The organism is Micromonospora sp. DT44 (assembly GCF_049841635.1).
Classification (GTDB): Bacteria; Actinomycetota; Actinomycetes; order Mycobacteriales; family Micromonosporaceae; genus Micromonospora.
The window spans coordinates 20456-38562 of sequence record NZ_JBNCKS010000034.1; the positions used below are offsets into that span (position 1 = coordinate 20456).

The following is an 18107-nucleotide window of genomic DNA, read 5'->3' on the forward strand; positions in this document are numbered from 1 at the left end:
CGTCAGAGCGCGTACCGGGTGTCCATGACCTGGTCTTCGGTGACCTCGACGCCCGGCGCCCAGGTCTCGTAGACGCCCCGGTCGTGGCACTGCGCGCCGGTGTTGACCACTGCCTCCGGGTCGGGGTGGCGCAGCCGTAACCGCAGCCAGCCGGCCTCCTCGCGCAACACCAGGCACGACACGCCCCGCCAGGTGGCGAACCGGAGCCGGCGGGCCACCGCCTCCACCGGGTAGCGGGCCGCCCGGGTCATCGCCAGCACCCGGAAACCTCCGGGCAGGTCGGCCACCGCCTCGTACTCCGTGTCGCCGTAGAGGCCGACGAGCTGGGTGGAGCGCGGGGCGTCGCCGGTCGGCACGAACTCCTGGTCGGGGGAGAGGCCGGGGACCGCGGCCAGCAGGTGCCGCCACTGCGGGCCGACCATCCGCAGCCACGCGCGCTGCTCGGCCTGGTAGCTGTAGAGCACCACCTCCACCCCCTCGGCGGGGTACGCCAGCAGCGTCGCGTTCGCCGGCATCGGCAGGTCGGCGAAGTCCCGGGTCACGAACTCCGGGATGAGCTGGCCGTTGCTCGGCGCGAAACCGGTGCCAAGCACCGAGGGGCCCACGCGGTCCCGGGAGCTGAGCGCGGTCAGGCCCCGGTGCGCCTCGCCCACCGGCACGTCGTAGTCGCCCGGGTCGGCCGCCCGCCAGCGCAGCGCGTACGCCACGTCCGATCCGTCCCGCCCGACGTCCCCGTCGGTGCGCAGCACGGCGGTCGTCGCCGGCGTGCGCAGGTGCGCCACGTCGTGCTCCCGGTAGCAGAAGCCGTGCGGCAGCCAGCCCCGCACGTACCCGGCGAGCTGCCGCGCGGAGAGCATCTTCACCATCCGGGTTCCGCGCCGCACCACCGCCGAGGCGCGCACCGCGGCCAACACCGGGTCACCCGCCGCGGACGGCTGCTGGCTGAGCTGGTGTACGTGCGACCAACCGTGCTCCCGGTGCGCCGGCAGCATCAGCGGCGTCTCCGGCTCCTCGGCCGCCTCGACTGCCCCGTGCACCGCGTTCACCTCGGTGACGTGCACGAACCGATGCCACGGCAGGGCGCTGCCCGGGCGGGGCGCCCGTTCGAAGCCGGCCACCTCCTCGGCGCTGAACAGCTCGTACGCGGCGCCCCGGGCGATCTCCTCGGCGGGGTACACGTCCCCGCCGAACGCCACCCGCAGGCCGATCCGCTCGCCGGCCGCGTCGCTCGCGTGAGGTGTGACCGTCATTGCCGCGACGGTAGAGTCGCGCGGCGTAGTCGAGGTGAACGCCGGGTGGCGGGCGGGTGGACGACGCCGGTGTGTGATGCTGTCGCTGATGAGCGAGCCGACTGAAACCCGCCGCGAGCGTGCCGCCCGGCGGGCCGGAGAGTTCCCGCCCGCCCCCGAGCCGCTGCCCCGGCCGGTGCTGGACAGCCACACCCACCTGGACATCACGGTGAGTGAAGCCGGCGTACCGGGTGGCGGACCGGCCGACGACCCGGTCGCCGTGGCGGTCGACCTGGCCACGACGGTCGGGGTGAACCGGCTGGTCCAGGTGGGCGTGGACGTCGCCTCCTCGCGCTGGGGCGCCGACATCGCCGACCGGCATCGGGCCGTGCTGGCCACCGTGGCGCTGCACCCCAACGAGGCGCCCCGGCTGGCCGATCTCGACGAGGCGTTGCGGGAGATCGAGTCGTTGGCCGCCCGCGACCGGGTCCGGGGGATCGGCGAGACCGGCATGGACTTCTTCCGCACCGGCGACGAGGGGCGGGCCGCGCAGGAGGAGAGCTTCCGGGCCCACATCGCCATCGCCAAGCGTTACGGCAAGGCGTTGGTCATCCACGACCGGGACGCCCACGCGGACGTGCTGCGGATTCTCGACGACGCGGGCGCACCGGACACGGTGGTGCTGCACTGCTTCTCCGGCGACGCCGAGTTCGCCCGCGAGTGTGTGCGCCGTGGCTACCTGCTCAGCTTCGCCGGCACCGTCACCTTCGGCAGCGCCACCGCCCTGCGCGAGGCCGCCGCGCTCACACCGCTGGACCAGATCCTGGTGGAGACCGACGCCCCCTACCTCACCCCGACGCCGCACCGGGGCCGGCCGAACGCGTCGTACCTGATCCCGCTGACCGTCCGCGCCCTCGCCGCGACCACCGGCAGCGACCTGGACGCGCTGTGCACGGCCATCTCCGCCAACGGCGAACGGGCCTTCGGCCCGTGGTGAGCCTCCTCGGCCCGGCGGAGATCCGGGAACTCGCCAACCGGCTCGGCGTCGCGCCCACCAAGAAGCTGGGCCAGAACTTCGTGCACGACCCGAACACCGTCCGGCGGATCGTGACCGCCGCCGGCCTGACGCCCGACGACGTGGCGCTGGAGGTCGGCCCCGGCCTCGGCTCGCTCACCCTGGGACTGCTGCCGGCCGCCGGGCACGTGCACGCCGTGGAGATCGATCCCACGCTCGCGGCCGCGCTACCGGAGACCGCCGCGCGGCACGCCGGAGCGGACGCCGACCGGCTCACCGTGCACCGCGCCGACGCGCTGCGCGTCACCGCCGCCGAGCTGGCCGACCCGCCGCCGACCGCGCTGGTCGCGAACCTGCCGTACAACGTCGCCGTGCCCGTGGTGCTGCACCTGCTCGCCGAGCTCCCCAGCCTGCGGCACGGTCTGGTGATGGTGCAGAAGGAGGTCGCCGACCGGCTCGTCGCCGGTCCCGGCTCCAAGGTGTACGGCATCCCGTCGGTCAAGCTCGCCTGGTACGCCGACGCCCGCAGCGCCGGGCGGGTACCGCCGAACGTGTTCTGGCCGGTCCCCAACGTCGACTCCGGTCTGGTCGCCTTCACCTGTCACGAGCCGCCCCGACCCGACGTACCCCGCAAGCGGGTCTTCGCCGTGGTGGACGCGGCGTTCGCGCAACGCCGCAAGACCCTGCGCGCGGCGCTCGCCGGCTGGGCCGGCGGCCCGGACCGGGCCGAGGCCGCCCTCACCGCCGCCGGCGTCGACCCCGGCGCCCGCGGCGAGTCGCTGACCGTGGAGCAGTTCGCGGCCATCGCCGCGTCGGCTCCGGCCGGTACGCCGGCCGCGAAGTAGGCTGACGCCGTGCCCGCCGAGGAGGTGTACGAGTGACCGCGCAGCCGATCGAGCCCGCCGCCCACGGCATGTGGAGCCCTGATCCCGTCCGGCAGCGGTTGGCCAACCACACCATCGAGGATGTGCTGACCCTGCCCGACGACGCCCCCCGCGTCGAGCTACGTGACGGAGTCCTCGTCGTGGTCCCCTCCCCGACCTTTGGTCACCAGAACATCGGCAACCTGTTGTGGATGTGGCTGCGGCAGCACGCGCCGGAAGACCTGACGCCTGCCACCGCCGTCGGCGTGGCGATCAACTATCGGAACACTCTCGAACCCGACGTCGTCCTGTTGAAGCGTCCGGTCGCGGCCGACCACCACTATTTCGAGGCTGAGCAGGTCGTGCTCGCCGTCGAGGTCGTCTCGCCGGGCACCCGTCGCCGGGACCGGCTGGAGAAGCCGGCCGACTATGCCGACGCCGGTATCCGGCACTACTGGCGGATCGAGCAGAATCCGCTGCACGTGTACGCGTACAACCTGGTTGACGGCCGGTACGAGCTGGCCGCCGACTCCGTCGAGGAGCTGATCGTGGCCAAGCCGTTCGACATCCGCCTGCGCGTGCGGGACATCGCCCCGTGACTGAGGCCTGGCGACCGGACGACGAGGACGAGCGGCGCGGGGCCATCGGCCCGGTACGGGTGCGGGTGCCCGCGAAGGTCAACCTGCACCTCGGGGTGGGGCCGCTGCGCCGCGACGGTTACCACGAGCTGAACACCGTCTACCACGCGATCTCCATCTACGACGAGCTGACCGCCCGCCGGGGCGACACCCTCGCCCTCACGATGGAGGGCGAGGGCACCGGTGAGCTTGCCCTGGACGACTCCAACCTGGTGATCCGGGCGGCACACGCCCTGGCCGGGTACGCCGGTGTCCTGCCGCACGCCCGGCTGCACCTGCGCAAGCAGATTCCCCTCGCCGGTGGGCTGGCCGGCGGCAGCGCCGACGCGGCCGCCGCGCTGGTGGCCTGCGACACGCTCTGGGGCACCGGGTTGTCCCGTGACGAGCTGGCCGGGATCGCCGCCGACCTCGGCTCGGACGTGCCGTTCCTCGTCTACGGGGGCACCGCGCTGGGCACCGGACGCGGCGAGGCGGTCAGCCCGGTGCTGGTCCGGCCGATGTCCTGGCACTGGGTGGTGGCGATCGCCGACGGCGGTCTGTCCACGCCGGCCGCGTACCGCGAGCTGGACCGGCTGCGCGATTCCGGCACCGCCAGCACACCGCTGGGCAGCACTGACGCCCTGCTCGGTGCGCTGCGCCAGCGCGACCCCCGGGTCCTCGCCCGTACGCTCGGCAACGACCTCCAGGACGCGGCGCTCGCGATGCGCCCCGCGCTGGCCGACACCCTGAAGGCCGGCGAGGCTGCCGGCGCGCTCACCGGCATCGTCTCCGGCTCCGGCCCCACCTGCGTCTTCCTCGCCACCGACGCCGCCGACGCCGAACGGATCGCCGCCGAGCTGACCAGCGCCGACGTGTGTCGGGAGGCGCGGGTCGCACACGGCCCGGTGGCGGGCGCGCGCGTCGTCTGACGGCGCTCCCCGGCCGGCGCGGACGGCCGGGACGTCCGCGTACCCTTGGGTCAGGCGTCCCGAGGTGCCCGCCGGCACCCGGACGCCTTGATCTTGAAGGGTGGAACGTGGCCAACATCGTCAATCTGGACCGGGTGTCCAAGGGGTACGGCGCCGCCGGGCGGCTGCTCACGGACGTCTCGCTCGGCCTGGACGACGCCGACCGGATCGGTGTGGTCGGCCTGAACGGCGCCGGCAAGTCCACCCTGCTGCGGCTGCTCACCAAGCAGGAGGACCCCGACGACGGTCGGGTCACCCACCGTCGTGACCTGCGCGTGCTCTGGCTGCCGCAGCAGCTCACCCTCGCCCCCGACGCGACCGTCCGGGACGTGGTGCTCGGCACCGCCTGGCTGGGCGAGGGCATGGGCGCCGAGCACGAGTGGGCCGGCGACGCCGGTGTCCGCAACATCCTCGACGGCCTCGGCATGCCGCACCTCGGCCTCGACCAGCCGGTCGGCCCGATGTCCGGCGGGGAACGGCGGCGGGTGGCGCTCGCCGCGCTGCTCGTGCGCGACTCGGACCTGCTGATCCTCGACGAGCCCACCAACCACCTCGACGTCGGCGGTGTCGACTGGCTGGCCCGCCACCTGGTCGGCCGCAAGGGCGCCCTCGTCGTGGTCACCCACGACCGGTGGTTCCTGGACGCCGTCTGCACCACCACCTGGGAGGTCGCCGACCAGACCGTCCGCGCGTACGAGGGTGGCTTCGCCGCCTGGACCCTCGCCCGCGTCGAGCGGGAACGGGTCGCCGCCGCCACCGAGGCCCGCCGGCAGAACCTGCTCCGCAAGGAGATCGCCTGGCTGCGGCGCGGCCCGCCCGCCCGCACCTCCAAGCCGCAGTTCCGCATCGACGCGGCCAACGCGCTGATCGCCGACGTGCCGCCGGCCCGCGACACCATGTCGTTGCAGCGCATGGCCGTCTCCCGCCTCGGAAAACAGGTGTACGAGCTCACGGACGTCGAGCTGCACGCCGGCCCGAAGGAGATCCTGCGCGACGCCACCTGGCTGATCGGTCCCGGTGACCGGATCGCCATCCTCGGCGCCAACGGCGCCGGCAAGACCACGCTGCTGCGAATGCTCGCCGGCATCACCCGGCCGGACGGTGGCCGCCTCACCACCGGCTCCACGGTCCGCCCGGCGTTCCTGTCCCAGGAACTCGCCGAGTTGCCCGGACACCTGCGGGTGCTCGAAGCCGTCGAGGAGGTCGCCCGCCGCGTGCAACTCGGCGACCGTGAGGTCTCCGCCGCGCAGCTCGCCGAGGTCTTCGGCTTCGACGACCGGCGGCTCTGGACGCCCGTCAGCGACCTCTCCGGCGGTGAGCGCCGCCGTCTGCAGATGCTGCGGCTGCTCGCCGCCGAGCCCAACGTGCTGCTCTTCGACGAGCCGACCAACGACCTGGACACCGACACCCTGGCCGCGCTCGAAGACCTGCTCGACTCGTGGCCGGGCACGATCATCGTGGCCAGCCACGACCGCTACCTGATCGAACGCGTCACCGACACCGCGTACGGGATGTTCGGCGACGGCCGGCTGGTGCACCTGCCCGGTGGCGTCGACGAGTACCTCGCCCGGACCGCCGAGCGGGCCGGCTCCACCCGGGCGGGCGGCACCCCGACCGCCGCGCCCACCGGCCCGGCCGCGAGCGGCATGTCCGCCGCCGAGGTACGCCAGGGCCGCAAGGAGCTGACCCGCCTCGAACGGCAACTCGGCAAGCTCGACCAGCGCGAGTCGACCCTGCTCGACCAACTCGCCGCCGACGCCACCGACTACGCCCGGGTCGCCGAGCTGGACACCCAGCTCAAGGACCTGCGCGCCGAGCGGGAACGGATCGAGGAGAGCTGGATGACCCTGGCCGAGGAGTTGCCCGAGGGCTGACCTGCCCGGGCACGCCGGCGCGGGGGCCGTGTGCGGCGTCACACCGGCACATGCGGGACAATCATCGGCGACACCTCACCCCACGGCGTTGGAGACCCAGACATGGCCCACACCCCCATCAACCACCCCGCGCGGCCGATCTACCGGGCGATCGGCGGGCTGACCGGTCTGTACCTGGTGGTCTTCGGCGTGCTCGGCATCATCGCGAGCGCCGGCAACGAGGTCCTCGCGCAGGACGACACCCGCGTCCTCGGTCAGGGCACCAACCTCGGCTTCTCGCTGCTCAGCGTGCTGCTCGGGCTCGTCGTCCTGGTCGGCGCCGCGCTCGGCCGCAACATCGACGTGGCGGTCAACCAGTGGATGGCGTACGCCCTGATGGTGATCGGCCTCGGCGGTCTCGCGTTCATCCGTACCGACGCCAACGTCTTCAACTTCAGCGTCGTCACGGTGATGGTGCTGCTGGCGGCCTCCCTGGTCCTGCTCATGGCCGGCATGTACGGCAAGGTCGGCACGGACGAGGAGGCGGAGGCGTTCCAGAAGGCTCGGTTGGTGCTCTGAGTTCTTTTTGGTTGCTTCGTGGTTGCGGTCGTGGGTTTTCGCCGGAGCCCGAGCTGCTCCGGGCGGTCAGGCTTGATCCCCGCGCAGCTCGGGCTCCGGCGAAAACCTGACCTGGTCCAGCCCTTCCGGGCGGACCCAACCGTCGGTGGTTCGCCTGACATGCCCGTTTTCTTGGGCGACAATTCCCCTGAATCAGTCACGTCAGGGGGTCTCGGGTATGCCGCACTTTCCGGTCAACCATCCGGCACGGCCGCTCTACCGGGTGCTCTCCGGGCTGATCGGCGTGTACATCCTGGTCTTCGGCGTCTGGGGGGTGGCCGAGACGATCGGTGACCCGCTCTTCGCCCGCACCAGCACCTGGGCCCTCGGGCTACGGACCAACCTGGCCTTCTCGCTCGCTTCCGTGGTCTTCGGAGTCGTCCTGATCATCGGGGCGTCCCGGCGCACCAACCTCGGCCACTACATGAACCTCACCGCCGGGGTGGTGTTCCTGGTGACCAGCATCCTGATGATGTCCGTGCTGCAGACCGACGCGAACTTCCTCAACTTCTCGATGTCGACCGTGATCGTGTCGATGCTGTTCGGCCTGATCCTGCTCGGGACCGGCCTCTACGACAAGGTCGGCCCGTCGGAGCACGCCGAGGCGGAGTTGGAACGCCGCAAACACCCGGTGGCGGACGCGCACCGGAGCTGAGACCGGGGTCAGTGCCGGCGGGCGGTGATCAGCGTGGGTTTCGCCTCCAGGTGCGACAACCCGTTCCACGCCATGTTGACCAGGTGCGCCGCCACCGTCTCCTTGCGCGGCTTGCGCACCTCCAGCCACCAGCGGCCGGTCAACGCGACCATGCCCACCAGCGCCTGCGAGTAGAGCTCGGCCAGCTTCGGGTCGTACCCCCGGCTCTTGAACTCGGCGCCGAGGATGTGCTCGACCTGGTGTGCGACGTCGTTCATCACGCTGCTGAAAGTGGCCGTGCCGGACATCAGCGGCGACTCGCGGACCAGCACCCGGAACCCGCTCGTCTCCTCCTCGATGTAGCCCAGCAGGGCCAGCGCCGCCTGCTCCAACAACTCCCGCGGATGCCCCGCCGTCAGCGCTGTGGTGATCCGGTCCAGCAGGGCCCGGACCTCCCGGTCGACCACGACCGCGTAGAGCCCTTCCTTGCCGCCGAAGTGCTCGTAGATCACCGGCTTGGAGACCTTGGCGCGGGCCGCCACCTCCTCGATCGAGGTGGCGTCGAAACCGCGCTCGGCGAACAGTTGCCGGCCGATCGCGATCAACTGCTCCCGACGCTGCGCCGCCGACATCCGTACCCGGGAGGTGGGCTTGGGTTTCGCCGCCGCGGCCGGCGCCGGCCGCCGGCCGGCCGGCTCGTCAGTCACCTCGGGCATGTCGCCGCCTCGCTGGCGCTCGGTCACGCCCTGCCGTGGAATGGTGTTTCCGCTGTGCCCGCTCACGTCGTCGCCTCACTGGCGGGCGGCCCCGACCGCCCTGCCGTGCCGTGCGACCGTACCCGGGTCGGGCGCGGCCCCCGTCCGCCGAGCCGTCCGGTCCCCCCGCGTCGCTCGGTCATCCGGCCATCCTGCCAGGCGACCCGCCGTGGCACCGCCCGGTTTACCGGGGTGCGACCGGCTTCACGAGCTTGGCCGCGATGCGTTCGGGCTTCGGCCAGCGGACCTGCGACGCCGCGCCGATCTTCTCGAAGAACCAGATCACCCGCGCCGAGATGTCCACCTGACCCCGCAGCACACCGTGCCGCGCGCTGGTCGGGTCGGCGTGGTGCAGGTTGTGCCAGCTCTCACCGAACGACAGGATCGCCAGCGGCCAGAAGTTCGACGCGCGGTCGCCCTGGCGCATCGCGAACGGACGCTCGCCGTACACGTGGCAGACCGAGTTGATCGCCCAGGTGACGTGGTGCAGAAGGCCCACCCGGACCAGCCCGGCCCAGAAGAACGCGGTGAGCGCGCCCTGCCACGACCAGGTCACCAGGCCCCCGATCAGCGCCGGGCCGAGCAGTGAGACGGCCACCAGCGCGGGGAAGAGCCGGTCCACCCGGCTGATGTCCCGGTCGGCGATCAGGTCCGGCGCGAAACGCTCCCGGTTGGACAACTCGCGGCGGAACAGCCATCCCACGTGGGCGTGGAACAGGCCCCGGGTCAGCGCCCAGACGCTCGTGCCGAAACGCCACGGCGAGTGCGGGTCACCCTCCAGATCGGAGAACGCGTGGTGCCGCCGGTGGTCGGCCACCCACTGGATGATCTCGCCCTGCACCGCCAGCGAACCCGCGACCGCCAGGGTCACCCGCAGCCACCGCTTGGCCTTGAACGAGCCGTGCGTGAAGTAGCGGTGGAAACCCACCGTGATGCCGAGCCCGGAGACCACGTACCAGACCAGGCCGATGATCACGTCCGTCCAGCCCAGCCAGCCGCCCCAGGCGACGGGCACGGCGACCAGCAGCGCGACGAAGGGGATCACGACGAACGCCCACAGAGCAGCCAGGATCCCGGAGGACTGGGTGCCGTCGGTGAGCGGTTTCGGGCCGGGGCCGGTGGTGTTGGGTTCGAGCACGGTGGTGGACATGAGACCTCGCAGGGGGAAGGGGAAAAGATCACTAACCTACGCCTACGTCACCGTAACTTACGCTCCGGTAGATCGCACGAGGAACTTTCGAAGAACCGTCGTACGCCCGTATCAACCTGCTGGTCATGACCGATTTGCTCGCCGTCGAAGTGCCTCGCGTGCGCGCCGTGGAACAGCTTCCCTCCGTGTGAATTTTTGACCGCCGCGGCATCGGGCGCAACCGTCTCCAGCGTCTCCGGAGCGGGGTGCCGCCACCGCCTCGGACGCGGCGCCCGAACGCCACGGACGAGGGCGCGGCACCCGCATGTCGTGGGCGATCGAGGGGATCATGAGGGATATGAGTGCTGGCGTCGACGAGGTCGGGCGTTAAGGTGTAGCGGCGGGATTCGCATCCTGCTGCGTCGTCCTTCTTGACGATGTGATCGGCCGTGGTGTAATTGGCAACACCCGGGTCTTTGGTACCCGTATTTCAGGTTCGAACCCTGGCGGCCGAGCTGTCCCTAGAAGTCCGCTTTGGGTTCTCCTGGGGGTAAGAGGGAACCGTGCCGGGCCTCGTGGTTAGCATGGCCGCGAGAGTGTCCGCCGTCCCGACGGGAGCCACGTCGTGCCCCAGCCCCACCTTCGTACCGTCGTCGTACTTGCCGCCGGTGAGGGCAAGCGGATGAAGTCGACACTGCCCAAGGTGCTGCACCCCCTGCTCGGTCGTACCCTGCTGGGCCACGTGTTGAGCGCGGCCGCGCCGCTGGCCGCTGACCGGACCGTCGTCGTGGTCGGCCACGGCGCCGACCAGGTTCGTGCGCACCTCACCGAGATCGCCCCCGACGCCACCCCCGTGCTGCAGGCCGAGCAGCTCGGCACCGGGCACGCCGTGCGGATCGCGTTGGACGCCGTGCCGGAGGGCACCGGCACGGTGGTGGTGATCAACGGAGATGTGCCGTTGCTGCGCCCGGAGACGGTGGGCGCGCTGGTGACCGCGCACGAGGAGGCCGCCGCGGCGGCCACCGTGCTGGCCGCCGAGGTGCCGGACCCGACCGGGCTGGGGCGGATCGTCCGGGACTCCGACGGCCGGCTGGAGCAGATCGTCGAGGAGCGCGACGCCGACGCGGCGCAGCGCGCGATCCGCGAGATCAACGCTGGCATCTACGCCTTCGACGCGGTCCGGCTGCGCGACGCCCTGGGCAAGCTCTCCACGGACAACGACCAGGGCGAGGAGTACCTGACCGACGTGTTCGGCCTGCTCCGCTCGGCCGGCGAGCCGGTCGCGGTGCACGTGGCCGTCGACCATGTCGAGACGCTGGGCTGCAACGACCGGGTGGAGCTGGCGTCGCTGCGCCGGCTGCTGCGCGACCGGGTCAACGAGGCGTGGATGCGCACCGGGGTGAGCCTGCTCGACCCGGTGACCACCTGGATCGACGTGACGGTGGCTCTGGACCGTGACGCGGTGGTCGACCAGAACACCCAGCTGCGCGGTGCCACCGTCGTCGGCGCGGGCGCGCTGGTCGGGCCGGACGTCACGCTGGTGGACACCATCGTCGGCGAGGGCGCGTCGGTGGTGCGCAGCCACGCGGTCGGCGCCGAGGTGGGCGCGGGCGCGAGCGTGGGGCCGTACGCGTACCTGCGGCCTGCCGCGCGCCTCGCCGACAAGGCGAAGGTCGGCACGTTCGTCGAGGTGAAGAACTCCGAGATCGGGGCGGGCTCGAAGGTGCCGCACCTGACCTACGTGGGTGACGCGACGATCGGCGAGCAGAGCAACATCGGTGCCGCGTCGGTCTTCGTGAACTACGACGGCGTCAACAAGCACCGTACGGTGATCGGCAGCCATGCCCGGACCGGCGCGGACAACATGTTCGTGGCGCCGGTCGAGGTGGGCGACGGCGCGTACACGGCGGCCGGTTCGGTGATCGTGGACGACGTGCCGCCGGGCGCGATGGGCGTCGCCCGGGCGCGGCAGCGCAACATCGAGGGCTGGGTCGTGATGCGGCGGGCCGGTACGGCGGCGGCCGAGGCCGCCCAGCGTGCCCGCGACGCGAAGGGTGCGCAGCGAGCCGGCGACGCGAAGGGTGCGCAGCGAGCCGGCGACGCGAAGGGTGCGTCGGAGGCGGCCGGGACCGCAAGTGACAGTGAGGCAATGCACGGGCGGGCCGAGACGGTGGGCGGTGCGTCCGGCGCGGGAGATACTGCAACCGAATAGTCCCCGACCCACCACCACCGGGCCGGGAACCGCCGACAAACGGGAGCAGACGGGCCCATGGGCAGCATCGTCGCCGAAAACCGCAAGAGCCTGATGCTCTTCTCCGGACGGGGTTTCCCGGAGTTGGCCAAGGAGATCGGCGAGGTGCTCGGCGTGGCACCGACGCCGGCTGACGCGTACGAGTTCGCCAATGGCGAGATCTTCGTACGGTTCAAGGATTCGGTGCGTGGTTCGGACGCCTTCGTGGTGCAGTCCGTGACGCACGGAGTGAACACCTGGGTCATGGAGACCCTGATCATGGTTGACGCGTTGAAGCGCGGTTCGGCGAAGCGGATCACCGTGGTGCTGCCGTTCTACCCGTACGCGCGACAGGACAAGAAGCACCGTGGTCGGGAGCCGATCTCGGCCCGCCTGGTGGCGGACCTGCTGAAGACCGCCGGTGCGAACCGGATCCTCACGGTCGATCTGCACACCGCCCAGATCCAGGGCTTCTTCGACGGCCCGGTGGATCATCTCTTCGCGATGGACATCCTGGCCGAGTACGTCGAGCACAGGTACGCCGGCCGGCCGATGACCGTGGTGGCACCGGATTCGGGTCGGGTGCGGGTGGCCGAGCGGTGGACGGACCGGCTGGGCGGCTGCCCGTTGGCGTTCATCCACAAGACCCGCGATCCGATGAAGCCGAACCAGGTGGTGGCGAACCGGGTGGTCGGTGAGGTGGAGGGTCGGGTCTGCCTGATCGTCGACGACATGATCGACACCGGTGGGACGATCGCCAAGGCGGCGGACATCCTCAAGGAGTCGGGGGCGGCGGAGATCGTGGTGGCGTCCACCCACGCGCTGCTGTCCGACCCGGCCACCGAGCGGTTGAAGAACAGCCCGATCAGCGAGGTCGTGGTGACCAACACGCTGCCGTTGCCGCCCGAGAAGCAGCTCGACAAGTTGACCGTCCTGTCGATCGCGCCGCTGCTGGCGCGGGCGATCCGCGAGGTGTTCGACGACGGCTCGGTGACCACCCTCTTCGGTGGTCTGAGCTGAACATCGCCGGGTCCGGCGGGCAAGGCTGACAAACTGGTCGAAACGGGCTGATCCGCCGGCGGGAAGACTGCCGGCGGATCAGTCTGGCGCCGTGATCGGGGACTGCCGGAAAGCTGGGAATTGGCTCGGGTAGACTGGTGCGGTTGCCACGGCGAGGGTGCCCGGCGGGCCGCTGATAGAGCGCCGCACGGAGGCACCGTCATCGACGCGGTGCTCCGGGCAGTCGTTCATGACGCATGAGCCCCAGCGAGCCCCTCGCCCCAGCACCGCAAGACGACAAGCCGCCGCAGCGAAGCATCAGGAGTTTCCCCGTGTCCGAGGTAAAGATCAGCGCCGAGCCCCGCACCGAGTTCGGCAAGGGTGGTGCCCGTCGTACCCGCCGGGCCGGCAAGGTGCCCGCCGTGCTGTACGGCCACGGCGAGAAGCCCAAGCACATCGCGCTGCCGTCGCGGGAGTTCGCCGCCGCGATCCGCAAGGGTGGTGCCAACCAGCTCTTCGCGATCGACATCACCGACGGCACCCAGGTGCTGGCGCTGCCGAAGGCGATCCAGCGTGACCCGATCAAGGACACCTTCGAGCACGTGGACCTGCTGCTGGTCCGCCGCGGCGAGAAGGTCACCGTCGAGGTCCCGGTCCAGCTGACCGGCGAGGCCGCGAAGGACACCCTGATCGTGCACGACCACGACACCCTCTCGGTGACCGCCGACGCCACCAAGGTGCCGGACCACCTGGAGGCGTCGATCGAGGGCGCCGAGGCGGGCACCACGATCACCGCCGCCGACGTCGAGCTGCCCTCCGGCGTGGAGCTGGCCGCCGACTCGGAGCTGCCGGTCGCCTCGGTGACCGCCGCGCCGACGGCGGAGCAGCTCGAGGCGACGCTGCCCGAGGTCGAGACGGCTACCGACGAGGCCGAGGCCGAGGTCGGCGAGACCACCGAGGGCTCCGAGGGTGCGGACGCCGCCCCGGCCGCCGAGGGCGACGAGAACACCGAGGCGCGTACCGAGGCCTGATCGGTTCGTACTCTGCTGACAGGCGTCCCCGAGCTTCGGGGGCGCCTGTCGGTGTATCGGGAGTCGGCGCAGACGTTTAAGGGGCGGGTCGTGACGGACGAGGCGGGACCGTGGCTGGTGGTCGGCCTGGGCAACCCGGGACGGGAGTACGCCGGGAACCGGCACAATGTCGGTTTCATGGTGGCTGAGCTGCTGGCGGGGCGTGTCGGCGCGCGGTTCGGTCGGCATAAGCGGGCGGTGGCCGAGGTCGCGGAGGGGCGGCTGGGCTTCGGTGGTCCGAAGCTGGTGCTGGTGAGGCCACTGACGTACATGAACCTCTCCGGTGGGCCGGTGGCGGCGCTGTCGCAGTTCTACAAGGTGCCCCCGGCGCAGGTGGTCGCGGTGCACGACGAGCTGGACATCGAGTTCGGCCAGGTGCGGATCAAGTTCGGTGGCGGCGAGGGCGGGCACAACGGCCTGCGGTCGATGTCGAAATCGTTGGGCACGAAGGACTACGTCCGGGTGCGGTTCGGGGTGGGTCGCCCGCCGGGGCGGCAGGATCCGGCGGATTTCGTGCTGTCGGATTTCGGCGCGGCGGAACGCAAGGAGCTCGATTTCCTGGTGGACCGGGCTGCCGACGTGGTGGAGTCGGTGATCGTCAAGGGCGTGGAGCCGACCCAGAACCTGTATCACGGGGGTTGAGTCGGGCGGTGCGTACCGGATTGGAAACGCCGGGCCGGTAGTCTGCGCCTTTCGGCGTGCCGTGACCGGCGACGCGGGTCGCGGCCGATCGGTGCGTGCGGGCACGGGCCGCGGCGAGGCGACGGGAGCGGGCAGATGGGCAGTCCTCCGATGATCGACGGGGCGTTCGCCCGGTGGTTGGCCTCCCGGGCCGGTCAGGCGCTGCTGGACCTGCGGACGGAGATGGGCTTCTCGGACACCGGGGCGCTGAAGTCGGCCGGGGACAAGGTGTCGCACGACCTGATCCGCACGGAGTTGGCGCGGTGGCGGCCGGGGGACGCGGTGCTCTCCGAGGAGGACGAGGGCTCGCGGTTGGCCTGGGCGGCGGAGGTGAACGCGGGGGCGGTGTCCCGGCTGACCGCGGACCGGGTCTGGATCATCGATCCGTTGGACGGCACCCGGGAGTTCGCCGAGGAGGGCCGCTCGGACTGGGCGGTGCACGTGGCGCTCTGGGCCCGGAGCGCGCCGAGCCCGCACGGGCTGGTCGCCGGTGCGGTGGGGTTGCCGGCGCAGCACCGGGTGCTGGGCACCGACTATCCGCCGGCGTACCCGCCGATGACGGTCGAGGCGGCGACCGCTGGTGAGCGCAAGATCCGGCTGGCGGCGAGTCGGAGTCGACCGCCGGTGTTCCTCACCGATCTGGCCGAGGATGTGGGCGCGCACCTGGTGCCGATGGGTTCCGCCGGCGCGAAGATCGCTGCGGTGGTGACCGGCGAGGTGGACGCGTACATCCATGCCGGCGGGCAGTACGAGTGGGACTCGGCGGCGCCGGTGGCTGTGGCGACGGCCACCGGACTGCACGCTTCCCGGATCGACGGTTCTGCGCTTCGATACAACGAGGCGGATCCGCGCCTGCCGGACCTGCTGGTCTGTCGCAAGGATCTCGCCAGCCGGTTGCTTGCAGCGCTGCAGAGGCATTCCGGGTAGCCTGAGCGCACTTCTTGACATGTCCGACCGGAAAGGTCTGGAAATCGGATGAGCGAGCGAGTGTCATGACCTCCCCCGCGGCCTACCGGGTCTCCCACCTGGACGCCCTTGAGGCGGAGAGCATCTTCGTGATGCGTGAGGTTGTCGCCGAGATGGAACGTCCGGTGCTGCTCTTCTCCGGCGGCAAGGACTCGATCGTCATGCTGCGGTTGGCGCAGAAGGCGTTCGCCCCGGCCAACATCCCCTTCCCCGTGATGCACGTCGACACCGGGCACAACTTCCCCGAGGTGCTGGAATACCGCGATCAGCGGGTCGCCGAGCTGGGGTTGCAGCTCGTGGTGGCGAGCGTGCCGGAGGCCCTGACCCGCGGGCTGGTCCGGGAGTCGGGCGACGGCATGCGCAACCGGATCCAGACGCCCGTGCTGCTGGACGCGGTCGAGAAGCACCGCTTCGACGCGCTGTTCGGTGGTGCCCGCCGGGACGAGGAGAAAGCGCGGGCCAAGGAGCGGGTGTTCAGCTTCCGCGACGAGTTCGGCCAGTGGGACCCGAAGAACCAGCGTCCGGAGCTGTGGTCGCTCTACAACGGCCGGCACCACCCGGGCGAGTCGATCCGGGTCTTTCCGCTGTCCAACTGGACCGAGCTGGACGTCTGGCACTACATCGCCAGCGAGCGCATCCCGCTGCCGTCGATCTACTACGCGCACGAGCGTGAGGTGATCGAGCGCGAGGGCATGCTCTACGCGGTCAACGAGTTCTTCCGGCCACGCGCCGGCGAGGAGCGGTTCAAGGCCCAGGTGCGTTACCGCACCGTCGGCGACGCCTCCTGCACCGCGGCGGTCCGCTCGGACGCGGACACCGTGGAGAAGGTCATCGAGGAGGTGGCGGCCACCCGGATCACCGAGCGGGGCGCGACCCGTGGTGACGACCGGGTCAGCGAGGCCGCCATGGAGGACCGTAAGCGGGAGGGCTACTTCTGATGAGCACCGAGACACTGGCGTCCGCAGCCGTTACCGGAGCCGGTCCGGAGGCGCGGGCGATGGACCTGCTGCGGTTCGCGACCGCCGGCAGCGTGGACGACGGCAAGTCGACCCTGATCGGCCGGCTGCTGTACGACACCAAGTCGCTCTTCACCGACCAGTTGGCAGCGGTGGAGGCGGTCAGCGCGGCCCGGGGCGACGAGTACACCAACCTCGCGCTGCTCACCGACGGCCTACGCGCCGAGCGGGAGCAGGGCATCACGATCGACGTGGCGTACCGCTACTTCGCCACGCCCCGGCGCAAGTTCATCATCGCGGACACTCCCGGGCACATCCAGTACACCCGGAACATGGTCACCGGCGCTTCCACGGCCGACCTGGCGTTGATCCTGGTGGACGCGCGCAAGGGCCTGGTCGAGCAGTCCCGGCGGCACGCGTTCCTGTGCTCGCTGCTGCGGGTGCCGCACCTGGTCCTGTGCGTCAACAAGATGGACCTGGTCGACTGGTCGCAGGAGGTCTACGAGCGGATCGCCGACGAGTTCACCGCGTTCGCGGCGAAGCTCGACGTACCGGACCTGACCGTGGTGCCGGTCTCCGCGTTGCGCGGCGACAACATCGTCTCCCGGTCGGACAACATGCCCTGGTACGAGGGCCCGTCACTGCTGCACCACCTGGAGCGGGTGCACATCGCCAGTGACCGCAACCTGGTCGACGTCCGGTTCCCGGTGCAGTACGTGATCCGTCCGCAGTCGACCACGGTCACCGACTACCGCGGCTACGCCGGTCAGGTCGCCTCGGGCGTGCTCAAGCCGGGCGATGAGGTGATGGTGCTGCCGTCCGGCTTCACCAGCCGGATCGCCGCCGTCGAGACCGCCGACGGGCCGGTCGCGGAGGCGTTCCCGCCCATGTCGGTGACGGTACGGCTGGCCGACGAGATCGACATCTCCCGGGGCGACATGATCTGCCGGCCGAACAACGCGCCCGCCGTCGCCCAGGACATCGAGGCGATGGTCTGCTGGATGGACGAGACGGCCCCGCTGCGGGTCGGTGGCCGGTACGCCATCAAGCACACCACCCGTTCGGCACGGGCGATCGTGCGCGGGCTGCACTACCGGTTGGACATCAACTCGCTGCACCGTGACGAGTCGGCGGACGAGCTGCGGCTCAACGAGATCGGTCGGGTCCGGCTGCGCACGACGGTGCCGCTGCTGGCCGACGAGTACCGCCGCAACCGTACGACCGGCGGCTTCGTCATCATCGACGAGACCACCAACCGCACGGTAGGCGCCGCCATGATCGTCGAAGCCGCCTAACCGCACGCCCGCGCACCGCGCCCCCAAGATCGCGCCCGTTCCATGAAGTAGTGGTCTCCCCGAACAGGGAGGCCACTACTTCCATGAACAAGCACGATCATCCCGCCGCCCCCTCCGTCCCCGCCACCGACCCCGCCACCGACCTCGCCGGTGATCAAGAGGTTCGCGTCAGGAATCGCGCGGATTCTGACGCAAATCTCTTGATCACCGCGTCGACCGCCCGGAACGC

17 protein-coding genes and 1 tRNA gene are annotated in these 18107 nt (G+C 71.1%); 15 read left to right on the forward strand and 3 right to left on the reverse strand.

Translation table 11 applies throughout. The features are described from left to right. Positions 1-2: 2 nt before the first annotated feature. Positions 3-1250, reverse strand: coding sequence for a hypothetical protein (locus ACLQ25_RS19990; protein ID WP_425732329.1), 1248 nt, complete (start codon positions 1248-1250; stop codon positions 3-5). Between the two features lie 76 nt (positions 1251-1326). Between ACLQ25_RS19990 and ACLQ25_RS19995 the strand changes: the two genes are divergently transcribed. The 7 genes from ACLQ25_RS19995 (at position 1327) to ACLQ25_RS20025 (ending at position 7818) form a co-directional block, all read left to right on the forward strand. Then, the gene (locus tag ACLQ25_RS19995; RefSeq protein ID WP_425732330.1) at positions 1327-2226 is read left to right on the forward strand and encodes a TatD family hydrolase; all 900 of its coding nucleotides are present in this window, start codon (positions 1327-1329) and stop codon (positions 2224-2226) included. After that, a complete protein-coding gene (gene rsmA, locus ACLQ25_RS20000) occupies positions 2220-3089 on the forward strand; it encodes a 16S rRNA (adenine(1518)-N(6)/adenine(1519)-N(6))-dimethyltransferase RsmA (protein ID WP_425732331.1) in 870 nt (289 codons plus the stop codon). Before ACLQ25_RS19995 ends, rsmA begins: the two co-directional genes overlap by 7 nt. Before the next feature lie 32 nt (positions 3090-3121). Continuing rightward, positions 3122-3706, forward strand: coding sequence for a Uma2 family endonuclease (locus ACLQ25_RS20005; RefSeq protein ID WP_425732332.1), 585 nt, complete (start codon positions 3122-3124; stop codon positions 3704-3706). After that, a complete protein-coding gene (locus ACLQ25_RS20010; RefSeq protein WP_425732333.1) occupies positions 3703-4653 on the forward strand; it encodes a 4-(cytidine 5'-diphospho)-2-C-methyl-D-erythritol kinase in 951 nt (316 codons plus the stop codon). The genes ACLQ25_RS20005 and ACLQ25_RS20010 overlap by 4 nt, the downstream gene beginning before the upstream one ends. Before the next feature lie 107 nt (positions 4654-4760). Continuing rightward, the gene (locus tag ACLQ25_RS20015) at positions 4761-6566 is read left to right on the forward strand and encodes an ABC-F family ATP-binding cassette domain-containing protein (RefSeq protein WP_425732334.1); all 1806 of its coding nucleotides are present in this window, start codon (positions 4761-4763) and stop codon (positions 6564-6566) included. A gap of 102 nt (positions 6567-6668) precedes the next feature. Beyond that, positions 6669-7124 (forward strand): DUF4383 domain-containing protein, encoded by a 456-nt coding sequence (locus tag ACLQ25_RS20020; protein ID WP_425732335.1) that lies wholly within the window; start codon positions 6669-6671, stop codon positions 7122-7124. A gap of 217 nt (positions 7125-7341) precedes the next feature. Further along, the gene (locus ACLQ25_RS20025) at positions 7342-7818 is read left to right on the forward strand and encodes a DUF4383 domain-containing protein (RefSeq protein WP_396801032.1); all 477 of its coding nucleotides are present in this window, start codon (positions 7342-7344) and stop codon (positions 7816-7818) included. A gap of 8 nt (positions 7819-7826) precedes the next feature. On the opposite strand, the gene ACLQ25_RS20030 is transcribed toward ACLQ25_RS20025, so the two are convergent. Both ACLQ25_RS20030 and ACLQ25_RS20035 read right to left on the reverse strand, forming a co-directional pair. Further along, complete coding sequence (locus ACLQ25_RS20030) at positions 7827-8513, reverse strand: TetR family transcriptional regulator (protein WP_425732336.1); 687 nt, start codon at positions 8511-8513, stop codon at positions 7827-7829. Between the two features lie 223 nt (positions 8514-8736). Next, complete coding sequence (locus ACLQ25_RS20035) at positions 8737-9702, reverse strand: acyl-CoA desaturase (RefSeq protein ID WP_425732337.1); 966 nt, start codon at positions 9700-9702, stop codon at positions 8737-8739. A gap of 422 nt (positions 9703-10124) precedes the next feature. On the opposite strand from ACLQ25_RS20035, the gene ACLQ25_RS20040 reads away from it, so the two are divergent. From ACLQ25_RS20040 to ACLQ25_RS20075, 8 genes are all read left to right on the forward strand, one after another. Beyond that, positions 10125-10196 (forward strand) — tRNA-Gln (locus tag ACLQ25_RS20040). 110 nt (positions 10197-10306) lie between these two features. Next, a complete protein-coding gene (glmU, locus tag ACLQ25_RS20045; protein ID WP_425732338.1) occupies positions 10307-11893 on the forward strand; it encodes a bifunctional UDP-N-acetylglucosamine diphosphorylase/glucosamine-1-phosphate N-acetyltransferase GlmU in 1587 nt (528 codons plus the stop codon). A 57-nt stretch (positions 11894-11950) separates the two neighbouring features. Beyond that, positions 11951-12931, forward strand: coding sequence for a ribose-phosphate diphosphokinase (locus tag ACLQ25_RS20050; protein ID WP_007455396.1), 981 nt, complete (start codon positions 11951-11953; stop codon positions 12929-12931). A gap of 311 nt (positions 12932-13242) precedes the next feature. Then, entirely contained in the window at positions 13243-13941 is a 699-nt protein-coding gene (locus ACLQ25_RS20055; RefSeq protein WP_396801028.1) for a 50S ribosomal protein L25/general stress protein Ctc, read from the forward strand. 90 nt (positions 13942-14031) lie between these two features. Then, on the forward strand, positions 14032-14622 hold the full coding sequence (gene pth, locus ACLQ25_RS20060) for an aminoacyl-tRNA hydrolase (RefSeq protein WP_425732339.1): 591 nt from the start codon (positions 14032-14034) through the stop codon (positions 14620-14622). Between the two features lie 135 nt (positions 14623-14757). Further along, on the forward strand, positions 14758-15588 hold the full coding sequence (locus tag ACLQ25_RS20065) for an inositol monophosphatase family protein (protein ID WP_355048961.1): 831 nt from the start codon (positions 14758-14760) through the stop codon (positions 15586-15588). Positions 15589-15653: 65 nt separating this feature from the next. Beyond that, positions 15654-16565, forward strand: a complete 912-nt coding sequence (gene cysD / locus ACLQ25_RS20070) for a sulfate adenylyltransferase subunit CysD (protein ID WP_425732340.1) — start codon at positions 15654-15656, stop codon at positions 16563-16565. Continuing rightward, positions 16565-17878, forward strand: a complete 1314-nt coding sequence (locus ACLQ25_RS20075; RefSeq protein ID WP_425732341.1) for a sulfate adenylyltransferase subunit 1 — start codon at positions 16565-16567, stop codon at positions 17876-17878. Before cysD ends, ACLQ25_RS20075 begins: the two co-directional genes overlap by 1 nt. Positions 17879-18107 lie beyond the last annotated feature (229 nt).

What these genes read in the sequence shown, in the direction of transcription:
- ACLQ25_RS19990 (WP_425732329.1), bottom strand. Translation starts at nt 1,250, where the DNA reads ATGACGGTCACACCTCACGCGAGCGACGCGGCCGGCGAGCGGATCGGC.
- ACLQ25_RS19995 (WP_425732330.1), top strand. Translation starts at nt 1,327, where the DNA reads ATGCTGTCGCTGATGAGCGAGCCGACTGAAACCCGCCGCGAGCGTGCC.
- ACLQ25_RS20020 (WP_425732335.1), top strand. Translation starts at nt 6,669, where the DNA reads ATGGCCCACACCCCCATCAACCACCCCGCGCGGCCGATCTACCGGGCG.
- ACLQ25_RS20025 (WP_396801032.1), top strand. Translation starts at nt 7,342, where the DNA reads ATGCCGCACTTTCCGGTCAACCATCCGGCACGGCCGCTCTACCGGGTG.
- ACLQ25_RS20030 (WP_425732336.1), bottom strand. Translation starts at nt 8,513, where the DNA reads ATGCCCGAGGTGACTGACGAGCCGGCCGGCCGGCGGCCGGCGCCGGCC.
- ACLQ25_RS20035 (WP_425732337.1), bottom strand. Translation starts at nt 9,702, where the DNA reads ATGTCCACCACCGTGCTCGAACCCAACACCACCGGCCCCGGCCCGAAA.
- ACLQ25_RS20050 (WP_007455396.1), top strand. Translation starts at nt 11,951, where the DNA reads ATGGGCAGCATCGTCGCCGAAAACCGCAAGAGCCTGATGCTCTTCTCC.
- ACLQ25_RS20065 (WP_355048961.1), top strand. Translation starts at nt 14,758, where the DNA reads ATGGGCAGTCCTCCGATGATCGACGGGGCGTTCGCCCGGTGGTTGGCC.
- cysD (WP_425732340.1), top strand. Translation starts at nt 15,654, where the DNA reads ATGACCTCCCCCGCGGCCTACCGGGTCTCCCACCTGGACGCCCTTGAG.
- ACLQ25_RS20075 (WP_425732341.1), top strand. Translation starts at nt 16,565, where the DNA reads ATGAGCACCGAGACACTGGCGTCCGCAGCCGTTACCGGAGCCGGTCCG.